The sequence below is a fragment of the Corynebacterium comes genome (genome assembly GCF_009734405.1).
Classification (GTDB): domain Bacteria; phylum Actinomycetota; class Actinomycetes; order Mycobacteriales; family Mycobacteriaceae; genus Corynebacterium; species Corynebacterium comes.
Window position 1 is genome coordinate 2078501 of record NZ_CP046453.1, and the last position, 19486, is coordinate 2097986.

Sequence of the window (19486 nt, forward strand, 5' to 3'; positions counted from 1 at the left end):
TCACGCAGTGCCCTAGGATCAGTGCCATGGCCATCCTGGGTTACGCCTCCACGCGGGCAGCCGCGGCGCTGACGGTCTTCCTCCCCCTGCTGCTCAGTGCCTGTGCCGGAGGAAGCGGGACCCCGGCGCCGGAGCCGCTGACGTCGACCGTCACCGCCACAGTTTCCGCCCCAGTGGCCGCCCCGACGGGCATCGCGGCGCCCTCGCCGGGGCCCACCCCCACGGAAGCCTGCGGAGTTGATCCACAGGCCTCCGCCATCCCCGACAACCTGTGGCAGGTTCCCCCGCCGGCAGCCCGGGGCGAGGGCTGGGAGTACTACGGCCAGTCCAATTACGATCCGTGTGCGGAACTCTCCTACGCCCTGGTGTGGGTCACCGGCTCCACTCATCCCCTTAAGCAGAGCCAGCTCATGCTCTTCCACCGGGGCGACTACCTCGGGGTCGGCGCGCTGGCGCCGCAGTCGATGTACGTGACGGAGGCCGACTCCGAATCGGTGCACACCCGCGTGGTCGACTTCGAGGCGATGGAACGCGACCAGGCGCCGAACGCGGAGGCCGAGCGCTACCGCACGGACCTGAGTTTCTGGTGGAACGGGGAAAAGGTCGAGGCGATCGGAAAGATTCCGAATCAAGGGCCAGCAGCGACCATCCCGCATTGATACTGTGTGGATTATGTCGCGTATTCCTAAACTGTCCCTTGCGTTAACTGCTGTCACTGGACTCTGCCTTGGTCTCGCCTCTCCCGCCGCCGCCCAGTCCCTGACCGGCAGCGCCCTGGAAGAGGCCGTGGTCAGCTCGAATGCCGATCCCACCTCCTCCGGCAACGCCATCAACTCCACCCTCTCCCTGCTCGAGAGCTTCGGCTCCTCCGAGGTACCCGTCAGCAGCGTCCCCGGCAGCAGCTTCGGCGGCATCAACCTCCCGCTGGACGAGAGAATCACGGAGACGAAGCTCCTGAACAAGCAGGTGGAGAACGCCGAGCTGCGACAGGAGCGCTGGACGATCGCCTCCTGGTCGATGAAACGCAACGTCGAGGTGCAGATCGTGCGCGCGGCCGACCCCACCGCCAACACCCCCATGCTCTATCTGCTCGACGGCGTCGGCGCCCCGCGCGACAACTGGTGGCTGGGCACCGGCGACGCCCACACGCAGTTCGGCGACGAGAACATCCACCTCATTCTGCCCACCCAGGCCCAGGCCTCCATGTACGCCGACTGGCAGCGCAACGATCCCTCTCTGGGCCGCCATCAGTGGGAGACCTTCATCACCCGGGAGCTCGCGCCCCTGGTCAAGCGGGAGCTCGGTACCACCGGCAACAGCGGCATCGGCGGCCTCTCCATGGGCGCCACCGGTGCGGTGCACATCGCCAACAAGCACCCCGATCTCTTCAAGGCTGTTTTCGGCCTCTCGGGCTGCTACTCCCCCATGGATCCGATCGGGCGTCAGAACGCCCACCTGACCGTGACCACCCGCGGTGGAAATCTGGACAACCTCTACGGCCCCTACGGCAGCGAGCGCTGGATCTACCACGACACAGTGGGCAACCCCGAGGGCCTGCGCAACCAGAGGGTCTACCTCTCGGCCGCCACAGGCGCCTTCGCCCCTGAGGACGTGGCCAACTACGCCAACAACAACTGGTTCGACATGTCCTCCGGTGCGGCGCTCGAGCGCAGCTCGCTGGAATGCACGCGGCTTCTCGACGACGCCATGACCGAACGCGGCTACACCGGCCACAAGGTGGACTACGCCGAGACCGGCACCCATGACTGGCACACCTTCCGCGAGCAGCTCCCCGCCGCCTGGGCCCACATCAAACCGGCACTGCTTTAACCGCTCCCGGGAAAGCGAAAAGTCGCGGCCACCAGCCCTCTCCGGCTGGTGGCCGCGACTTCCCTGCGTGCGGCTAGTTCTCGTCCGTGGACAGCGCCGCGACGAATGCCTCCTGCGGAACCTCCACGGAGCCGATGTTCTTCATGCGCTTCTTGCCGGCCTTCTGCTTCTCCAACAGCTTGCGCTTACGGGAGATGTCGCCGCCGTAGCACTTGGCCAGGACGTCCTTGCGCAGGGCACGGATGTTCTCGCGCGCGATGACCTTCGAGCCGATGGCGGCCTGGATGGGCACCTCGAACTGCTGGCGAGGGATGAGCTCGCGGAGCTTCTTGGTCATCTTATTTCCGTACCACTGGGCGTTGTCCTTGTGGACGATCGCCGAGAACGCATCCACCGGCTCCCCCTGCAGCAGGATGTCGACCTTGACCAGATCGGCGGGCTGCTCGGCGGAGGGCTCGTAGTTCATGGAGGCGTAACCCTTGGTGCGGGACTTGAGCATGTCGAAGAAGTCGAAGATGATCTCACCCAAGGGGATGGAGTAGCGCAACTCGACGCGGTCCTCGGAGAGGTAGTCCATGTTCTTCATGGTGCCGCGCTTCGTCTGGCACAGCTCCATCGACGTGCCCACGAACTCGCTCGGCACGATGAGGGTGAGGTTGACCATGGGCTCGTAGATCTCCCGCAGCTTGCCGCCCGGCCAGTCGGACGGGTTGTGCACACGGTGTTCGGAGCCGTCTTCGGCGACGACACGGTAGTCCACCGACGGGGCCGTCGAGATCAGGTCCAGGTCGAACTCGCGCTCCAGGCGGTCGCGGGTGATCTCCATGTGCAGCAGGCCGAGGAAGCCGCAGCGGAAACCGAAGCCCAGGGCCACGGAGGTTTCCGGCTCCCAGCTCAAAGACGCGTCGTTGAGCTGGAGCTTCTCCAGTGCCTCGCGCAGGGCCGGGAAATCACCCTGGGAGATCGGGAACAGGCCCGAGTACACCATGGGTTTCGGCTCGGCATAACCCTGCAGGGCGTCCTCGGCCCCCTTCTCCGCCCAGGTGACGGTGTCGCCGACCTTGGACTGGCGGACGTCCTTGACGCCCGTGATCAGGTAGCCGACCTCACCCGGACCCAGGCCGTCGCACTTCTTCGGGGTCGGCGAGACGATGCCGATCTCCAGCAGGTCATGGACCGTACCGGTGGACATCATCTTGATGCGCTGACGCGGCTTCAGCTTGCCGTCCACCATTCGGATGTAGGTGACCACACCGCGGTAGGTGTCGTAGACGGAGTCGAAGATCATGGCGCGGGCGGGCGCCTCCGGACCGAAGTCGGAGGTCGGTGCCGGAATGAGCTCACAGACCTTGTCCAGCAGGGCTTCGACGCCCTCTCCGGTCTTACCGGAGACGCGCAGCACGTCCTCCGGCTCGCAGCCGATGATGTTGGCGATCTCCAGGGCGAACTTGTCCGGATCGGCGGCCGGCAGGTCGATCTTGTTGAGGACCGGGATGATCTCCAGGTCATTCTCCATCGCCAGGTAGAGGTTGGCGAGGGTCTGTGCCTCGATGCCCTGCGCGGCGTCGACAAGCAGGATCGCGCCCTCACACGCCTCGAGTGCGCGGGAGACCTCATAGGTGAAGTCGACGTGGCCCGGCGTGTCGATCATCTGCATGACGATCTCTTCACCGGCGTGGGGGCCGGTGCGCGGCACCCACGGCAGGCGGACATTCTGCGCCTTGATGGTGATACCGCGTTCACGCTCGATATCCATGTTGTCGAGGTACTGTTCACGCATGTCGCGCGCATCGACGACCTTCGACAACTGCAGAATGCGGTCCGCGAGCGTCGACTTGCCGTGGTCGATGTGCGCGATGATGCAGAAGTTCCGGATCCTGGTCGGATCGGTGAACGTCTTCTCTGCGAAATTCTTCGGCATGGTGTGGTGGCGGTTCCCTTCTGATAAGACTTCCCCACTCTACCCAAGTCAGGCCCAATACTTAAGTGGCCTAGCCCGATGGCGTACCCGTTCACTACACTGGAACAACACAAACTCATTCTGCGGGAGAACAGGATAGTCACATGGGCACCACCGGTCACGGCCCCAGGGGGGTTCACCGTCCAGCGCTGCCCACGACCGACCGCCCCAGATTCGCCGACCGGCTCCGCTTCTTCTTCTTCGGCCCGAACGGCTCCCCGCTCGACCACGGGCTCAACCGCATCAACGAGCGCCTCGGCCTGTACGTCGACCAACAGCCCGAGGCCGCCCGTGCCGCCGCCTACAACATCCGGGTCGACGCCACCGAGCGGATGAGCCGCAACATCTACTACGCGCCGGACATGGACGGGCAGGCCGAGCCCGGCGAGGTCGTGTGGATCTGGGCGCCCTCCGACGGGCCGGAATGCCCTCCCCGCGAGCGCGCCATGCTCGTGGTCGGACGGGACCGGCACACCATCATCGGCCTGCTCATCTCCCCCAACCCCAGGCACGCGGGCGCGGAGTCCTGGCTGGAGATCGGCGCCGGCGAGTGGGACCCCGCCGGCCGCCAGTGCTGGGTCCGCCTCGACCGCGTCCTGGAGGTTTCCGAGCAGGGGGTACGGCGCCAGGGCGCGCTGTTCCCCCAGCGTCGCTTCGACCGCATCGCCACCCGATTGCGCAACCACTACCACTGGGGCTGACGGTTCCCCGCCTTCCGCGGGGCAGCGGTTTGGGTTTCCGCTGGTCGGATTGCTAAGATGTCTCTGTTATTCACTTCCGGGCGCGTCGGTCGGGGCGGGCAGGACCTTGCGTCCGCTTTTCGAACACCGACGCCGAGTGGCCTCACAGCCGCGGGACATGTCCGCTGGTGGGTTACCGACACCGAATTCTTACAACCCCAAGAGGTATTTTCATGGCAAACATCAAGTCCCAGCAGAAGCGCATCCTCACCAACGAGAAGGCCCGCCTGCGCAACCAGATGGTGCGCGCCTCCGTGCGCACCGAGGTCCGCAAGTTCCGCGCGCTTCTCGAGGCCGGCGACAAGACCGCCGCCGAGGCCCAGCTGCGCACCGTTTCCCGCGCCCTGGACAAGGCCGTGACCAAGGGCGTGTTCCACCGCAACAACGCCGCCAACAAGAAGTCCGCTCTGGCCCTGGCTTTCAACAAGATGGGCTGAGCCCCTTCTGCTGACACCCGGTCTCCCCGTTCGCGGGAGACCGGGTTTTCTGCTTTCCGACGCCCCCTTGAATTCGAGTGGTCGTTGCAACGCCCTGTCACCTGCAGGGAGCAACCCTCATGACCACCCACCGTCCTTTCCACTCACTGTCCGATACGGATAAACAGGCCCTGACCGACCAGCTACGCCACGGTGCCAGCGTGCTCCACGCCGCCAGCGAGCTGGGACTGAACTACGGTCACGCACTCAACTACGCCCACACCCTCGGCTTCGGACACCACCCCCGGACCGATCAGCAGGCACTGGCCCGAGCCGTGACCATGGTCGCCGCAGGTAGCTCGCTGAGCCAAGCCGCCGACCGGTGCGGTATCAGCCTCAGCGTCCTCTTCCATGCCGCGACCCAGGCTGGTGTCCACCACCCCAGGAAAGTACCGCGCGGGGATGCCACCACCACCCGCCGGGTGACCTACCTGCTGCTGCGTCAATCCGCCCTCAGCTGCAAGGACGCCGCCGTCGCCTGCAACATCAACATCAGTACCGCACAGGACTACGACAAGGGCCTGGTCAAACCGAAAACCGGGCCCAGAGTGCGATTCATCCCCCAGGGCCCGGACGCGGTGACCTATAACCAATTGATGACTACCCTGCTGACTGCTGTTGATGTCATCGAACCTGGCCGTGCACCCACCCCGGCAGCATCACCGCTGATCGATCCCTACCGTGAGATCAGCAGCAGGTATCTGTCCCTGATCGACCGCGAGCACATCTTTGACCTGCATAAAGTCGGTCACGGTGTGCGCACGATCGCCCGGATGATGGGCAGGTCCGCGTCGACGATCTCGAGGGAGCTTCGCCGCAATCACACCGCCGCGGGTCCGTATGCCCCGCTGGCCGCCCAACGCAAGGCCACTGCGAGACGGTTGCGTCCGAAACAGGCGGTCATCGCGGCGGACGGGCAGCTACAGGCGGTGATCCAGGAGAAGCTGACACTGCGGTGGTCTCCTCAGCAGATCGCCGGGTGGTTACGGTTGCACCATCCGGAGAAGAAGAGGTGGCATGTGTGTCATGAAACGATCTACCAGGCGTTGTATCTGCAGGCCAGAGGGGGGCTGAAACGTCAGGTGCAGGAGTGTCTGCGTCAGGGCAGAGCCACCAGGAAACCACGTAGTGGAGTTCAGGAACGCACGAGACGTTTCGTCGACGACATGGTCATGATCAGCAACCGGCCGGCGGAGGTCGCCGATCGTGCAGTCCCAGGTCACTGGGAGGGGGATCTGATCACCGGGGCGTACAACAAAACCGCGATCGGCACACTCGTGGAACGCACCAGCCGGTATGTCATGCTGGTTCACCTTCCTGGGGCCCATGATGCGGAAGCGGTGCTGGCCGGACTCAAGGCCACGATTCCGAGGTTGCCGAAGCATCTGCAGGGGTCGTTGACCTGGGATCAGGGTAGTGAGATGGCCGGGCACAAGAGATTCACGGTGGCGACGGGGTGTCAGGTGTATTTCTGTGATCCGGCCAGCCCCTGGCAGCGTGGCAGTAACGAGAACACCAACGGGCTGTTGCGCCAGTATTTCCCCAAGGGCAGTGACCTGTCGGTGCACTCGGCTGCGGATCTGGAGTTTGTGGCGCAGCAGCTCAATGGTCGGCCGAGGAAAACTCTGGGATACCGGACACCGGCGGAGGTGTTCCGTGATCTAATCGAAGCTACTTAACCACCGGTGTTGCCACGACCCCTAGAATCCGCCCCCCTCTACCCCACCAGGTCGACCAGCCCGTTGAAGGCGAGCACCGAGCCCGCCACGATGAAGAAGACGCCGGAGACGATGTCGATCCAGGGGCCGGCACGCAGGAACTTCTGACGCATCGCCGGGGTGGAGACCATCAGCGCGATGGCGACCTGGAGGATGAAGGACGAGAGAGACAGCATCCCCACCACACCTGCCGCGAGCAGCGCCGACGGGGAGGCCGGCAGCAGGGGGGCGATCAGGGCGGAGAGGAACAGCACGATCTTCGGGTTGGACAGGTTGGTGGCCAGTCCCTGCCGGAAAGCATGGCGCATCCTACCGAGGCGTGCGGCGGCCTCCTCAAGATCGGCCGGCGGGTTCTCCCGTTCCCGCAGGCCACCGAGGATCATGCCGCGGCCCATCCACACCAGCCACCCGCCGCCGATGAGCTGGAGGAATCCCAGCAGCGCGGGAAAGGCGTTGAGCAGGGCGGCGAAACCCAGGACGGTGAGAGTGCACCAGAACATCACGCCGATCTGGATGCCCAGGACCGTGGCCAGAGCGTGCCTACGCGACCGGGTGGCGGTGCGGGTGATCAGCAGGATGTCAGGCCCCGGGGAGGCGGCTCCCGCGATGTTGAGGACGAGCAGTGTGCCCCACTGGGCGGGGGTCATCCCTCCACGCCGAGCCGGTCGAGCATCTCCGTCAGCTGGAAGTAGCGGGCGGTCTCCACGGCGGAGGGCGCTCCGGCATGGGGGTCCGCACCCGCCGCGACGAGCCTGTCGACGACCGCGCCGTACTTCTTGAACACCGCACCCGCCAGCGGCGTCTGACGGCGGTTGTTCTGCTTGTCGACGTCCGCGCCACGCTCCGCCAGCGCCCCCACGAGGTTCTCGTGGCCGGAGTAGGCGGCGAGCATGAGCAGGGAGTTGCCGTCCTCGTTGCTCAGGTCGGGGCTGACACCGTTGTCGATGTACTGGACGAGGGTGTCGTCTCCGTTGCGTGCCATCTCGAAGAGCCGGGTGGCAAGTTCACGTACGTCGCTGGGAATCTCGGTCATGCCGGAGAGTTTAACCCGCCAGCTCGGAGATCCGACGCACCGCGTTCTCGATAGCGTATTCGGGGTTGCCGCCCTGCCCCTTGACCTCTGCGTCGAGTTCCGCCATGAGGATCACCGCCTGGGAGACGGCGTCGCCCGACCATCGGCGGGCCACCTTGGAGGTCTTCTCCGCCAACCACGGCGGCATTCCGACGCTGCCGGCCATCGCGTTCCAGTTGGTGGTGCGGGTGGAGTACAGGCGGGCGATGCCGGCGACCTTCATGCTCAGGGCGGTGGTCAGTGCCACAGGGTGCATGCCCAGCTGGAGGGCGCGGCGGGTGCTGGCGACGGCACGGGCGGTCTGTCCGGTGACCGCGAGATCGGCGATGTCGAAACCCGACACCTCGGCGACACCCTCGTGATAGGCGCGTACGGCGGCGACCGTGACGTCCCCGTCCGTGTCGGAGACGAGCTGTGAGACGGCGGAGGCGAGCTCACGCAGATCCGAACCCACGCCCTCGAGCAGCGCATGCACGACGTCCGGGGTGGGTCGCACACCGTGGGACCGGAACTCATTGGTCACCCAGCCCGGCCTGGCCGCCGACTTGAGCGGATCGGCGGCGTGGACCTCCGCCAGCTTCCGGAGCTTGGGCAGCATCGCCTTCTGCCTGCCCGCACCGGTGTGCTGGATGATGAGGTGGATCCCGGGCGCGACGTCCCGGCAGGTCCTCAGCAGCAGGTCGACCGGCTCTTTGCCCGCCAGTTCGGTGTGGGTGACCACGACGACGCGGTCCTCGCCGAACAGGGAGGGACTGGTGGCGTCGATGAGCACGGGTCCGTCGAGTTCGGAGGCACGCAGGGTGGTGATCTCCAGCTCGGCGCCGCCGGGGAGCTCGGCACGGATGGCGTCGAGGATGGCGCGGCGGGTGCGCTCGGTGATCAGTTCTTCCTCGCCGACGATGAGGTGTACGGGGGCCACTGGCATGCAGACCATCCTAGGAGACAGCCCGCAACCGGGCTTCGGGGGCCGCTCTCACCCGGACACTCAGGGCAGATCGAGACATTCCTGTTCACCATTTGTTGCCCTGATAAACCCGATAATGTCACCTTCTGGCCGATAAACTGCTGGTAGAACTAGGTATTGCCACACACCCCGTCCACTCTCCTCTGACACCAGGGACCCAGAAATGACCACAGCCACCGCTTCTCCGCCCGTCACCTCCACACCTGCCGAGGGAGCTCGGCTCGCATTGCTGATCGGCGGCCTGGCGGCCGTGGGATTCGGCCTCGCCGTGCTGGTCTGGCCGACCAAGACCGCCGTCGCCCTGACCGGTGTCATCGGTGGCTACGCGATCATCTCCGGCATCGCCTACGTCGCGATGGGGGTCCTCTCCAGGAGCCTGGGCGCCGGGGGACGCATCGGGCACGTTCTTCTCGGTCTCCTGTACATCCTTGCCGGCGTGTACGCCTTCAGTTCCCTGCAGCAGTCCGCGGTGTTCCTCGCCCTGTTCCTGACGGCGATGGTCGGCATGATGTGGATCATGGAAGGGCTCGCGTCGCTGTTCACACTCGACGAGTCGGCTTCGAAGCTTCTCACGGTCGTGTTCGCGGTCCTCTCGGTTGTCGCCGGATTCTTCCTGCTGAGCAGCCTGGTGTGGGGGGCGGTGTTCCTGTGGTGGTACCTCGGGATCTCCCTGGTCGTCCTCGGTGCCCTCAACGTGGTCCGTGCCATCACCGGCCGGAAGCGCTGACCAGGGTCCCGGGCACAGATGCCCACCCCAGGCTGCCCGCAGGGGCAGGCGGCTGACTAGAACCTGCCGTCGCGTGCGTGCTGGGTGCCGTCGACGTGCAGGCTAACCACACCGTCCCGGTGCGGGAAGAGGACGGGTACGCGATCGCGGGTGATGCTCGGCCGATCGGCGGGACTGCCCGTCGGATCACGGACGATGATCACCTGCGTGCCCGGCGGGGCGCGATCCACCTCCTCCACTTCGTCGACCACATGCAGCTGCAGGCTCTCCAACGGCACCTCGGCGGGCGGGGAGGTGAGGTCCGTGCTCCACACCCACCACGCCGTCACCAGGACCAGCGTCTTCCAGGGGTGCCCGCCCACCAGTCCCGCGATGATCCAGCCATAGGCGACGAGCACCCACACCGGGTCGGCCGACACCGTGGCCAGGGGGAGACCGGCGCACCACGCGGCCACGGTGTGGATCCACCAGGTGCACGGCTCGAGGAGTTTCAGGGGCAGCCAGGCCAGCGGACCCGGCAGCAGAGCGAGACCCGCCGCCGGCAGGCCGAGCAGCGTCACGGGCGCGACCGCAGGGGCGACCATCACGTTCGCCAGGACGGACACCACCGACACCTCGCCCGCCATGAGCGCGATGATGGGCATGGTGACGATGTCCGCGCTGACAGCCACGGCCAGGGCCCGGACGAAGATGTCGGGCAGCCGGGTACGCGCCAGCGGACGGTAGAGCAGCGGATGGAGCGCGATGATCCCGGCGGTCGCCGCCACGGACAGGGCGAAACCATAGGACACCGCAAGGTCCGGATCCCACAGAACCAGCCCGATCACCGCCAGACACAGGCCGTGGATCGGCTCCATCCGGCTGGAACCCAGAACAGCCAGCAGCCCCACCAGGCCGGTCAACGCGGCCCGCAGGACGGAAGGTTCGGTGCCCACCAGGCCGACGAAACCGAGCAGCGCCACCGTCGCCGCCGCCACCTGCACGCGCGGTCCGAGGGTGAGCAACCGGCAGCCGATGACCGCCACCGTGGTCACGATCGCCACATTCGCCCCGCTGACGGCGCTCAGGTGCGAGAGGCCGGTGTCGATGTAGAGCTGCCGCTCCGCAGACGTCTGGGCGGAGACGTCGCCGAGCACCATGCCGGGGACCAGACCCCGGGAGGCCTCCCCCACCGTCTGGTCCACCGTCCCCCGCAGGGCCTGCCGGACCGTCCATGCCACCAGGTCCATCCCGTGCGGATCGGCCGACACCTGCAGTTCCCCGTTCCCCACCAGCGCCCCTAACCCGGGTCGGTCGGTGGCCGACCAGTTCACCTCCACCACCACGTGGGAACCGGCCGGCAGGTCACGTCCGTCGAGATCCGTGAACACCGGCAGGGGTGCGGGATGGCCGGGGGCGTCGATACGCACGAGGTGGCCGCCGGACTCCACCTCGACCGGGGAACCGGACACCGTGCCCAGGAGGCGGGACGGAGGTGTCCAGGCCGCGGCCAGGCGTTGGCGCCACCAGGTCAACGCGATGGCGCACACGCCGAGGACCCCGAAAAGCAGGGCCTGCCCGGCCTGTCTGCACCACGCGAGCACCAGGCTCCCGGCCAGGAGAGCCAGCCCTGCCCAGACAGCAGAACCGGTCAGGAGCAGGATGATCGTGAGCGCCCACACGGCCACCGCCCCCGGAACGAGCCGCAGTTCACTCACAGGGTGACTGCCTCGCGCAGGGCCTCGAATTTGGCGGGGCCGATGCCCTTGACGTCGAGAAGCTGCTCAATGCTTAAGAACCCGCCGGTGCTCTCGCGGTGGGCGACGATCGCGGCCGCGGTGGCGGGACCGATGCCCGGCAGGGTGGTCAGTTCGGTCACCGAGGCCGAGTTGAGCGACACTCCCCCGCCACCGGTCGGGGCCTCAGGCGCGGCGGGTTCACCGACGACCGGCACGACCAGCTGTTGGCCGTCGGTGAGACGCTGCGCCAGGTTGAGTGAGAGGAGGTCCGCTCCGGGCAGAGGCTGTGCGTGGCTGAGGGCATCGTGGACCCGGGCACCCGGAGTGAGCGTGACCAGGCCGGGACCTGCCACCGCGCCGACGACGGAGACGACGAGATCGCCGCTCTCGGCTTCCGTCGAGGTCCGCGTCACGGCAGGGAACTCTGGTTGAGGAGACGACGACGTGTCCGCCCGGCCGGCCTGGATCGCCACGATCCCGGCGACGAGCAGCACCACCGCCACCGCGGCGAAGGCGGCGTGCCGGAGGGTGAGGTGGAGGCGGGGGGCGGGGTAGGCGACGTCGAGAAGCTCTTCTTCGCCGGTGGGGCGGGTGAGGTCCTTGAGTCGGTTCAGCGGGCTCATGGCCCTGAACTTAGGGCCGGAAACCTGCCGGAAACAGCGTCAGCGCCTCAACCTGTGGACAACTTTGTCCACCTATCACCAAACTGGGGACGGATCCTCGGGGCGGGACATGAACACGGCAGACACGCCGACGGCGCCGGGACCGGTGTGCACCGCGAGGGTGGATTCCATGGGCAGGGTCATGATGCTGGACCCCTCAGCGAGCACCTCCTGCAACATGTCCTCCAGCTGCCCGGCGGGTTCCGCAGCGTCATGGTGCTGGATGGCCACGAACACGGGTCGGCCCCCTGCGCGCTCGAGGACCAGCTCGATGAGCCGGGTGAACGCCTTCTGCTGGGTGCGGGTCTTGCCCACCAGCTCCAGGCGCCCGTCCTTGACCTGCAGGATCGGCTTGGTCGCCAACAGGGTCGCTGACAGTGCCGTCGTGGTGGAGATCCGCCCTGATCGGCGCATGTCCTCGATGCCGTGCAGGTAGACCCACGTGGCGGAACGGCGGAGGGTATCTTCCGCGATGGCCTGGCAGGTGTCCAGATCCGCGCCCTCGGAGGCGAGCTTCGCGGCCGTCATCGCCGCCGCGCCCACCGCCATGCCTACGGAACCGGTCTCCACGACCCGGACCTGGTCGTCGGGGAACACCGCCGCGGCCTGGACAGCCGCCGACCAGGTCGAGGAGAGTTCCTTGGCCAGGTGCAGGGCGAGCACGCCCTCATCCCCGCCCCGCTCCAGCTGACGGGCGTAGGCGGCGACCAGCTCCAGGGAGGACAGGCCGGCGGTCGAGGTGTCGGGGCCGTCGCCCTCATGCATGACGTGCAGATCGATGACGGTGATGCCGAGCTCCTCGACGACCTCATCGGGCAGGCCGGCGGAGGAATCGGTGACGATGCGGACCGGCATTTATCCCATGTTCCATCCGTCGAGGTACCACTGTGCGTCAGCGACGGTCGCGGGGGTGAAGTCCGGGACGCCGACGAGGCCGGGGGTTCCGTTGCCGGACTCGACGCCGTGGGAGACGTCGTCGAGAGCGTCCCGGCTGCCCGGCAGGTAGCGCGGGCGCGCGGTGAGCTGGGAACGGCGGGTGTTCTTCAGACCCGAGAACATCGGGTACAGGCCCACCTCCAGACCCAGCAGGCTGCAGGTCAGCGCGGAGATGGTGCCGCCGTGGGCGACGATGAGCACGGAGTGGTCGTCCCACTCGTCGAAGGAGACCATGAGTTCCTCGATCACGGGGCGGGCGCGCGCGGCGACCGCCACACGTGACTCGCCGCCGGGCGGGGCCCAGGTGGCGTCGTGCCGCCATGCGGCACGAGCCCCGGGCAGCTCCTCGTCCACCTCCATCGCCGTCTTCGACTGCCACTCGCCCAGGTGGGTCTCCCTCAGACGGGGATCCGTGGCGACGTCGAGTCCGAGGACCCCGCCGATGATCTTCGCGGTGTCGTGCGCCCTCGAGAGGTCGGAGGAGATGATGCGGGTGATGTTCTCACTGAGGAGCTGCTCGCCGGCAGCGGCCGCCTGTTCCCGTCCCAGGTCAGACAGATGGGTGTCCAGCTGGCCCTGCATCCGACGGGTCGCGTTGTAATCGGTCTGTCCGTGACGGATCAGGATCAGGCGGCGGGTCATGGTGTCAGTACTCCTCTTCCGCGTCTCCCGGAGCCTCCGACGCAAGCGGGATCTCGTCGATGGAGGCGACATTGCGGATGTCCACGTCGTCCTCGGTCCAGGTGCCCGGCCGCTCGGGCGTGTCGATGCCCTCGACCTCGATGAGGGGGCAGTCGCGGTAGAGGCGGTCCAGGCCGTAGAACTCGCGCTCCGCGTCCCGCTGGACGTGGACGACGACGCCGCCGTAGTCGAGCAGCACCCAGCGGTTCTCGCGGTTGCCCTCGCGGCGCAGCGGATTCACGCCTGCGGCGGTGAGTTCGTCCTCGATCTCCTCCACGATGGCTGCGACCTGTCGCTCGGTGTCGGCGGAGGCCACGACGAAGACATCGCTGATGGCCATCACGTCGGAGACGTCGATTACCGCGATGTTGCGCCCCAGCTTCTCGTCAGCGGCGTGAGCCGCAATGGTGGCCAGTCGGCGGGATTCGTCAGAAACAGTCACACAGTGTCCTTATTCTCAGGTAAAGGTGCAGAAAACTCCCTTGAGTTTCCCACGGATGACACGCTTTTTCCTAGTCGTACTACTATCCGGTGTCTCAGTCTACGCGGGGGTTGTGCGGTAGAGGTCGTTCTTCGCGATGTACTGCACCACCCCGTCAGGCACCAGGTACCACACGGGTCGGCCGACCGCGGAACGTTCACGGCAGTCCGTCGACGAGATCGCCATCGCCGGCACGTCGATGAGATGGACCCGCTCCTGGTGTACCTCGGGAAGCATCGCCTCGGTGAGTTCATAGCCCGGGCGGGTGACTCCGACGAACTGCGCCAGCTCGAACATCCGGTCCCAGTCCCGCCAGGTGACGATCGACGCCAGCGCGTCCGCACCCGTGATGAAGAACAGCTCGGCGTTCGGGTGACGCGCGCGCAGATCGGTGAGCGTGTCGATGGTATATGTGTCCCCACCTCGGTCGATGTCGACGCGACTGACCCGGAACCGGGGGTTCGAGGCCGTCGCGATCACGGTCATCAGATACCGGTCCTCCGCCAGCGAGACCTTCTTCTCAGCCTTCTGCCACGGTTGCCCGGTGGGCACGAAGATGACCGAATCCAGGTCGAAACGGGCCGCCACCTCGCTCGCGGCGACGAGGTGTCCGTGGTGGATCGGATCGAAGGTGCCGCCCATGACACCAATGCGCTCAGTCATGACCGCGAAGTATATCCGGTGATCCACTCCGCGAACCTGTCCGCGACATGCCCGTCACTCTCCGTGGGCTGCTCATCGACGTCCATGAAGTACCGGTTGTGCACCCCGCCACCGTTCCTCAGGGCCGCCTGCGCCGCGCCGGGGGTCAGGTTGCAGACGTAGTCACCGTCAGCGCAGTAGTTGAGGCCGTTGCTTCCCGACGCCCGCCCCGCCGCCAACGCATGCAGCGGGTTCCCGAAGTAGAGCGAACCCACCAGCTGCCCCCTACGCGTCAGCTCCGGCTCCTGGGCGATCAGCACCACCGCCCCCTGCGAGAACCCGACGAGGAGATAACCCGGGTGGCAACCCGTCTCCGACTCCCAGGCATCGACATAACCCATCGTCCCGTTGAGGCCGGACTCCAGACCTCCCACCAGGCCCTCCGCCGCCTTCTGTGCGATGACATGGGCCGGTTCCTGCTGCAGGATCCCACCCACACGTGCGGCGGTCGCCGGCAGATCCAGATTCTCATCCTGCTCCGCCAACGCGGGCACGGGAAAAGTCGCCGGATAGACGGTGTCGTCCAGCCCCAGCACCTGGACGTCCGCCAGCAGGGATTCGCCGGTCTTCGCGTAGTGGCGGGATTCCGCGAAGTGCAGGAAGGCCCGGATGTTCCTCTCCTCATAGCCGTTGGACACCCACGGCGAGGCATCGCTGTAGGAGGTCGGCCGGAGGTCCTCGTTCTGTTCACTGCCGCGGGCGGCCAGGACCACGAGCGCCGGGCACTCCTGCTGCGGCGCTGCGGAAGCACCGGGCACAGGCGTGAGAGCGAGCGCCAGCACTGTGGCCGCCAGGGACGTACTCAGTCTCCTCATGCGTGCCGCCTTCATCCGTGGGGAAAGTAACAGATCCTCATGTCAAGGCAACATTATGTCGGTGCTGGTACGTGCGCCACCCTAATCAGGATTCCCGGCGGCCTTCACCCCCGGGCTACGGGCGGGTCTGGCCGGTGCCCTGCAGGATCCACTTGGTGGAGGTCAGCTCCGGCAGCGCCATGGGGCCGCGGGCGTGCAGCTTCTGGGTGGAGATGCCGATCTCCGCGCCCATGCCGTACTGCTCGCCGTCGGTGAAGGCGGTGGAGGCGTTGATCATCACGGCCGCGGCGTCGACCTGATCGGCGAACTTCTGGGCGGTGACGATGTTCTGCGTGGAGATCGCCTCGGTATGGCCGGTGGTCCAGCGGGCGATGTGCCCGATGGCGCCGTCGACACCATCGACGACCTTGGCGGCGATGTCCATGGACAGGTACTCCTCGCCCCAGTCGGTGTCGTCGGCCTGGAGGATGTCCTCGGCACCGAAGGCCGCCAGCTCATCGACGTCGCCGTGGACGGTGACGCCCGCCGTCTGCAGGGCATGGACGATGGCGAGCTTGTCGGCGGCGGACAGCGCGGCGTCGATAAGCACGGTCTCGGTGGCGTTGCACACCGAGCAACGGCGGGTCTTGCCGTTGAGCATCATGGCGATGCCCTGCTGGAGGTCGCCCTCGGCGTCGATGTAGAAGTGGCAGTTACCGGTGCCGGTCTCGATGGCGGGGACCGTCGCATTGGTCACCACCGTCTCGATCAGACGCGCACCGCCGCGCGGGATGACCACGTCAACCAGGCCACGTGCGGTGATGAGGTCCTGGACCGAGTCATGGGATTCACAGGGCAGCAGCTGCACGGACTCCCGCGGCAGGCCGAAGGACTCCACGACGTCCTGGAGGATCTCCACGAGCTTGGCGTTGGAGTGCTTCGCGGTGCGCGAACCCCGCAGCAGGGGCACATTGCCGGACTTCAACGCCAGGCCGAAAGCGTCGACGGTGACGTTGGGGCGGGCCTCGTAGACCATGCCCATCACGCCCAGGGGAACACGCACCTGACGCATCTGGATGCCGTTGGGCATGACACCGCCGGTGAGCACCTCCCCCACGGGATCCTTCAGGCTCGCGACCTGCCGGAGCCCGCCGGCGATGCCCTCGATGCGGCCGGTGTCCAGGCTGAGGCGGTCGATGAGCGACTCGCCCATCCCCTCCGCCCGGCCGGAGTCGATGTCCTGCTGATTGGCCCTCAGGATGTCCTCGGTGGCGGCGACCAGCGCGTCGGCGGCGGCGAGCAGGATCTCGTTCTTCCGGGAGGTCGGCAGCTGAGCCAGGATCGGGGCGACGGCTTTGGCTGCCCGGGCCTTGGTCAGAACTTCTTCACGTTCGATGGCACGGCTATCAGTCATGGCAACGAGGGTACCTGAGCGACCGGAACCGAACAGCGAGCCGGGACCATCCCCGGGCACTTCGCGACGGCAGACCCGGCCCCGCGGATCGAAGGGACGGAATGACGGCACCCCCTCTCCGGGAGAGCCACCACCGTGCCAGGCACCACCAACACATAGAAAACTAGTTCGAAAGATGGATGTGGTCTAGGCGGAGCGGCCATAAAGTAGAACACATGAACGAGGGGGTGTCATGACCAGACTGAACGTCGGGGAAGCGGTCGACCAGATCCAGGCCGGAATGAGTTCGCTCTCCGCACTCATGGCAGATCCCTCCCTCGTGTCCTTCGACGAAGTGGCGGGCGAGTTCGAGCGACTCGAACAGGCGCTGGTCGCCCGGGGGCGTGTCGACGCCGCCTTCGCCTGGCTGGCGGAGTCCGCCGACGCGGGACGGCTGGTGGGATCCACCCACGCCATTGACTACCTCACCGCGCAGCTGGGAATCTCCCGGCGAGAGGCCTGGTCCAGGCTGCGCACGGGCACCTCATTGTTCAGCCCACCACCCCCGCCCCCGCCCCCTGAGCCTGCGGAGACGGAAGAAGAGCGCCGGGCCCGGGAGCAGGAGGAGGCCGAGCGTGCGGAAAAGGCCCGGAAAGATCGGGAGGAGGCACTGCGTAAGTCGAAGGAGGCGTCCACCGAGATCCTGCGCATCATCGACCAGGAACTGGCTGATCTCTCCGACGCTGCCGACCCTGACCGCAGCCGGCTCTACAACCTCGCGCTGAGTGAAGCCAGGTACCGAAGGCCGGAGGACCTGCGCACCTGGCTCCGACGCCAGGTCACCCTGGCCAACCAGAAAGGCGCGACAGACCTGCTCGCCGCCTACCGCCGACGTTTCCTCACCATCGGTGAACCCGAGGCCGACGGCTCCTGCACCATCCGCGGCCGGCTCCCGGCCGCCATCGCCGCCGCGCTGAAAGCGGCTCTGGCCCCGGGGGAGCGTCCCGGCGCCAACCTCGACGACGAGGAGCTGGAGGACACCCGGACCCGGGGACAACGCCGCGTGGACCAGCTCATGACCATCCTGGGCACGCAACCTTCCTCCCTCGGCCACGGGATGGGTTCGGTCCTGCTGTCCGTCACCGCCGAGGACATCGACAACCTCTCCCCGACCTCAGAGTTCTCCACCAACACCGGTGACCGCCTCAATCTGATGGACATCCTGCGCCTGGGTGCCGCGAAGTTCGACGCCATGGTGCTCCACGACACCGAGGGCCAGCCCCTGGCCCTGGGTCGGGGCAGACGCACCGCGAGTTTCAGCCAGCGGCTGGCGTTGTTCGCAGCTCAAGGGGTGTGCGGCTGCCCGGACTGCACCACCGCCGCCGTCCACAACGATGCCCACCACATCACCGCCTGGGACCAGGGCGGACCCACCGACCTGATCAACCTGATGCTCGTGTGCCCACCGCACCACGCGGCCAACGATGATTCGCGCACCGGTGCCGGCGGCAGAGGATACCTCGACCGGTGCCCGGTCACCGGGAGAGTCGGCCGGAGGGCCGGACCCGGCCAACCCCTACGGTTCAATGAGACGCAGGCGGCCTCCGAATCAGGGGGAGCGCGGATCAGGGCACGGCAGAATCGACCATCCGCGGAAGACGAAGCAGCCTAGTACCCGGTCTCCAGATTCACCTCGTTGGGCATCCGCTCCCCCGCCTCGAAGGCGGCGGCATTCGCCACGACCAACCCACCCATGCGCTTCTGGATGATGCTGAACGTGTTGGCCGTGTGTGGGGTGATCACGCAGTTGGGCATGTCCCAGAGCGGGTGGCCGTCGGGAAGGGGCTCCGGCTCGGTGACATCCAGGGCCGCACCCGCGATCTGACCGGACTGCAGGGCCTCCACGAGGTCGTCGGTGTCCACCAGTGGGCCGCGGGCGACGTTGACCACCACGGCGGACGGCTTCATCTGCGCAAACACGTCCCGGTTGATCATGTGCCGGGTCTCGTCGGTGAGCGGGGCCAGGATGATGAAGACGTCCGCCGTGCCCCACACGTGGCCGGCGTCCGCCATGGCATGGGACTCGTCCGCCCCGGGGACGTCACGCCCGGAGCGTGTGACGGCGACGATGCGTACCCCGAAGACCGGGAGCATCTCGATCAGCTTCGCGGCGATCCGGCCGGCGCCGATGATCGCCACGGTCTTGCCGTCGAAGAGCCACTGCTTGTTCGCGTCGATCTCCCGGCGCACCGAGAAGGACTTCGCCAGCGTGACGGTCTTGTGCATGTGCATCTGGGCGAGGATGAGACCGATGGTCGATTCGGCGACCGTGTCGTCGTAGAGCCCCGAGGCGCACGCCCAGCGGACATCGCCGGGGCGGACGAGACCGGCGTCGTAGAGTGCGTCGACGCCCGCGAACGCCGCCTGCACGTAGCGGATGTTCGACGGGAGGGGGTCCGGGAACTTGTCCGGCCCTCCGTTGAAGACCAGGAAGTCCGCGTCGTTCACGTTCTCGACGTACTCGTGCCCGGCCGCCTCGATCTCGGCGATGGCGTCGGGCCACTGCTGGGGTTGGAAGGCGAACTTCACGGCGGGCTCCTCGAGGTCTCGGGGTGATTGGTGTCACCACGCT

At 66.9% G+C, this 19486-nt stretch carries 20 protein-coding genes; 7 read left to right on the plus strand and 13 right to left on the minus strand.

The features are described from left to right. Positions 1 to 26 precede the first annotated feature (26 nt). Both CETAM_RS09965 and CETAM_RS09970 read left to right on the plus strand, forming a co-directional pair. Positions 27 to 659, plus strand: a complete 633-nt coding sequence (locus CETAM_RS09965) for an LppP/LprE family lipoprotein (protein WP_156228717.1) — start codon at positions 27 to 29, stop codon at positions 657 to 659. 13 nt (positions 660 to 672) lie between these two features. Then, positions 673 to 1830: an alpha/beta hydrolase gene (locus CETAM_RS09970; RefSeq protein WP_156228718.1), complete on the plus strand. Its 1158-nt coding sequence runs from the start codon at positions 673 to 675 to the stop codon at positions 1828 to 1830. Positions 1831 to 1903: 73 nt separating this feature from the next. Here the strand turns inward: CETAM_RS09970 and lepA are convergent, their stop codons facing one another. After that, the gene (gene lepA, locus CETAM_RS09975) at positions 1904 to 3751 is read right to left on the minus strand and encodes a translation elongation factor 4 (RefSeq protein WP_156228719.1); all 1848 of its coding nucleotides are present in this window, start codon (positions 3749 to 3751) and stop codon (positions 1904 to 1906) included. Between the two features lie 143 nt (positions 3752 to 3894). Between lepA and CETAM_RS09980 the strand changes: the two genes are divergently transcribed. The 3 genes from CETAM_RS09980 (at position 3895) to CETAM_RS09990 (ending at position 6685) form a co-directional block, all read left to right on the plus strand. Then, positions 3895 to 4491 carry a type II toxin-antitoxin system PemK/MazF family toxin gene (locus tag CETAM_RS09980; RefSeq protein WP_156228720.1) on the plus strand — a complete coding sequence of 199 codons (597 nt, stop codon included), beginning with the start codon at positions 3895 to 3897 and terminating at the stop codon, positions 4489 to 4491. 212 nt (positions 4492 to 4703) lie between these two features. Further along, complete coding sequence (gene rpsT, locus CETAM_RS09985; protein WP_156228721.1) at positions 4704 to 4967, plus strand: 30S ribosomal protein S20; 264 nt, start codon at positions 4704 to 4706, stop codon at positions 4965 to 4967. 476 nt (positions 4968 to 5443) lie between these two features. Further along, positions 5444 to 6685: an IS30 family transposase gene (locus tag CETAM_RS09990; protein ID WP_456236823.1), complete on the plus strand. Its 1242-nt coding sequence runs from the start codon at positions 5444 to 5446 to the stop codon at positions 6683 to 6685. 38 nt (positions 6686 to 6723) lie between these two features. Here the strand turns inward: CETAM_RS09990 and CETAM_RS09995 are convergent, their stop codons facing one another. Genes CETAM_RS09995 through holA form a run of 3 tightly spaced genes read right to left on the minus strand, consistent with a single transcriptional unit; the run spans position 6724 to position 8721 of the window. Then, complete coding sequence (locus CETAM_RS09995; RefSeq protein WP_156228722.1) at positions 6724 to 7371, minus strand: LysE family translocator; 648 nt, start codon at positions 7369 to 7371, stop codon at positions 6724 to 6726. After that, positions 7368 to 7757: an ankyrin repeat domain-containing protein gene (locus tag CETAM_RS10000; protein WP_156228723.1), complete on the minus strand. Its 390-nt coding sequence runs from the start codon at positions 7755 to 7757 to the stop codon at positions 7368 to 7370. Before CETAM_RS10000 ends, CETAM_RS09995 begins: the two co-directional genes overlap by 4 nt. Before the next feature lie 10 nt (positions 7758 to 7767). After that, the gene (gene holA, locus CETAM_RS10005; RefSeq protein WP_407923922.1) at positions 7768 to 8721 is read right to left on the minus strand and encodes a DNA polymerase III subunit delta; all 954 of its coding nucleotides are present in this window, start codon (positions 8719 to 8721) and stop codon (positions 7768 to 7770) included. A gap of 202 nt (positions 8722 to 8923) precedes the next feature. Here holA and CETAM_RS10010 point away from each other — a divergent pair, with 202 nt between their 5' ends. Continuing rightward, positions 8924 to 9487 carry an HdeD family acid-resistance protein gene (locus CETAM_RS10010; protein ID WP_156228725.1) on the plus strand — a complete coding sequence of 188 codons (564 nt, stop codon included), beginning with the start codon at positions 8924 to 8926 and terminating at the stop codon, positions 9485 to 9487. A 56-nt stretch (positions 9488 to 9543) separates the two neighbouring features. On the opposite strand, the gene CETAM_RS10015 is transcribed toward CETAM_RS10010, so the two are convergent. The 8 genes from CETAM_RS10015 to CETAM_RS10050 form a co-directional block, all read right to left on the minus strand. After that, a complete protein-coding gene (locus CETAM_RS10015) occupies positions 9544 to 11184 on the minus strand; it encodes a ComEC/Rec2 family competence protein (protein ID WP_156228726.1) in 1641 nt (546 codons plus the stop codon). Continuing rightward, complete coding sequence (locus CETAM_RS10020; RefSeq protein ID WP_156228727.1) at positions 11181 to 11828, minus strand: ComEA family DNA-binding protein; 648 nt, start codon at positions 11826 to 11828, stop codon at positions 11181 to 11183. Before CETAM_RS10020 ends, CETAM_RS10015 begins: the two co-directional genes overlap by 4 nt. 75 nt (positions 11829 to 11903) lie before the next feature. Next, positions 11904 to 12722, minus strand: a complete 819-nt coding sequence (locus tag CETAM_RS10025; RefSeq protein WP_156228728.1) for a DegV family protein — start codon at positions 12720 to 12722, stop codon at positions 11904 to 11906. Beyond that, positions 12723 to 13445 (minus strand): histidine phosphatase family protein, encoded by a 723-nt coding sequence (locus tag CETAM_RS10030; RefSeq protein ID WP_156228729.1) that lies wholly within the window; start codon positions 13443 to 13445, stop codon positions 12723 to 12725. Positions 13446 to 13449: 4 nt separating this feature from the next. Further along, on the minus strand, positions 13450 to 13926 hold the full coding sequence (gene rsfS / locus CETAM_RS10035) for a ribosome silencing factor (RefSeq protein WP_156228730.1): 477 nt from the start codon (positions 13924 to 13926) through the stop codon (positions 13450 to 13452). 99 nt (positions 13927 to 14025) lie between these two features. Beyond that, a complete protein-coding gene (nadD, locus tag CETAM_RS10040; RefSeq protein ID WP_156228731.1) occupies positions 14026 to 14628 on the minus strand; it encodes a nicotinate-nucleotide adenylyltransferase in 603 nt (200 codons plus the stop codon). Next, positions 14625 to 15482: a hypothetical protein gene (locus CETAM_RS10045; protein WP_156228732.1), complete on the minus strand. Its 858-nt coding sequence runs from the start codon at positions 15480 to 15482 to the stop codon at positions 14625 to 14627. The genes nadD and CETAM_RS10045 overlap by 4 nt, the downstream gene beginning before the upstream one ends. Before the next feature lie 115 nt (positions 15483 to 15597). After that, positions 15598 to 16875, minus strand: coding sequence for a glutamate-5-semialdehyde dehydrogenase (locus tag CETAM_RS10050; protein WP_156228733.1), 1278 nt, complete (start codon positions 16873 to 16875; stop codon positions 15598 to 15600). 232 nt (positions 16876 to 17107) lie between these two features. On the opposite strand from CETAM_RS10050, the gene CETAM_RS10055 reads away from it, so the two are divergent. Next, on the plus strand, positions 17108 to 18526 hold the full coding sequence (locus tag CETAM_RS10055; protein WP_156228734.1) for an HNH endonuclease signature motif containing protein: 1419 nt from the start codon (positions 17108 to 17110) through the stop codon (positions 18524 to 18526). Here the strand turns inward: CETAM_RS10055 and CETAM_RS10060 are convergent. Next, positions 18523 to 19443, minus strand: coding sequence for a D-isomer specific 2-hydroxyacid dehydrogenase family protein (locus tag CETAM_RS10060; RefSeq protein ID WP_156228735.1), 921 nt, complete (start codon positions 19441 to 19443; stop codon positions 18523 to 18525). The genes CETAM_RS10055 and CETAM_RS10060 overlap by 4 nt on opposite strands. Positions 19444 to 19486: the final 43 nt, after the last annotated feature.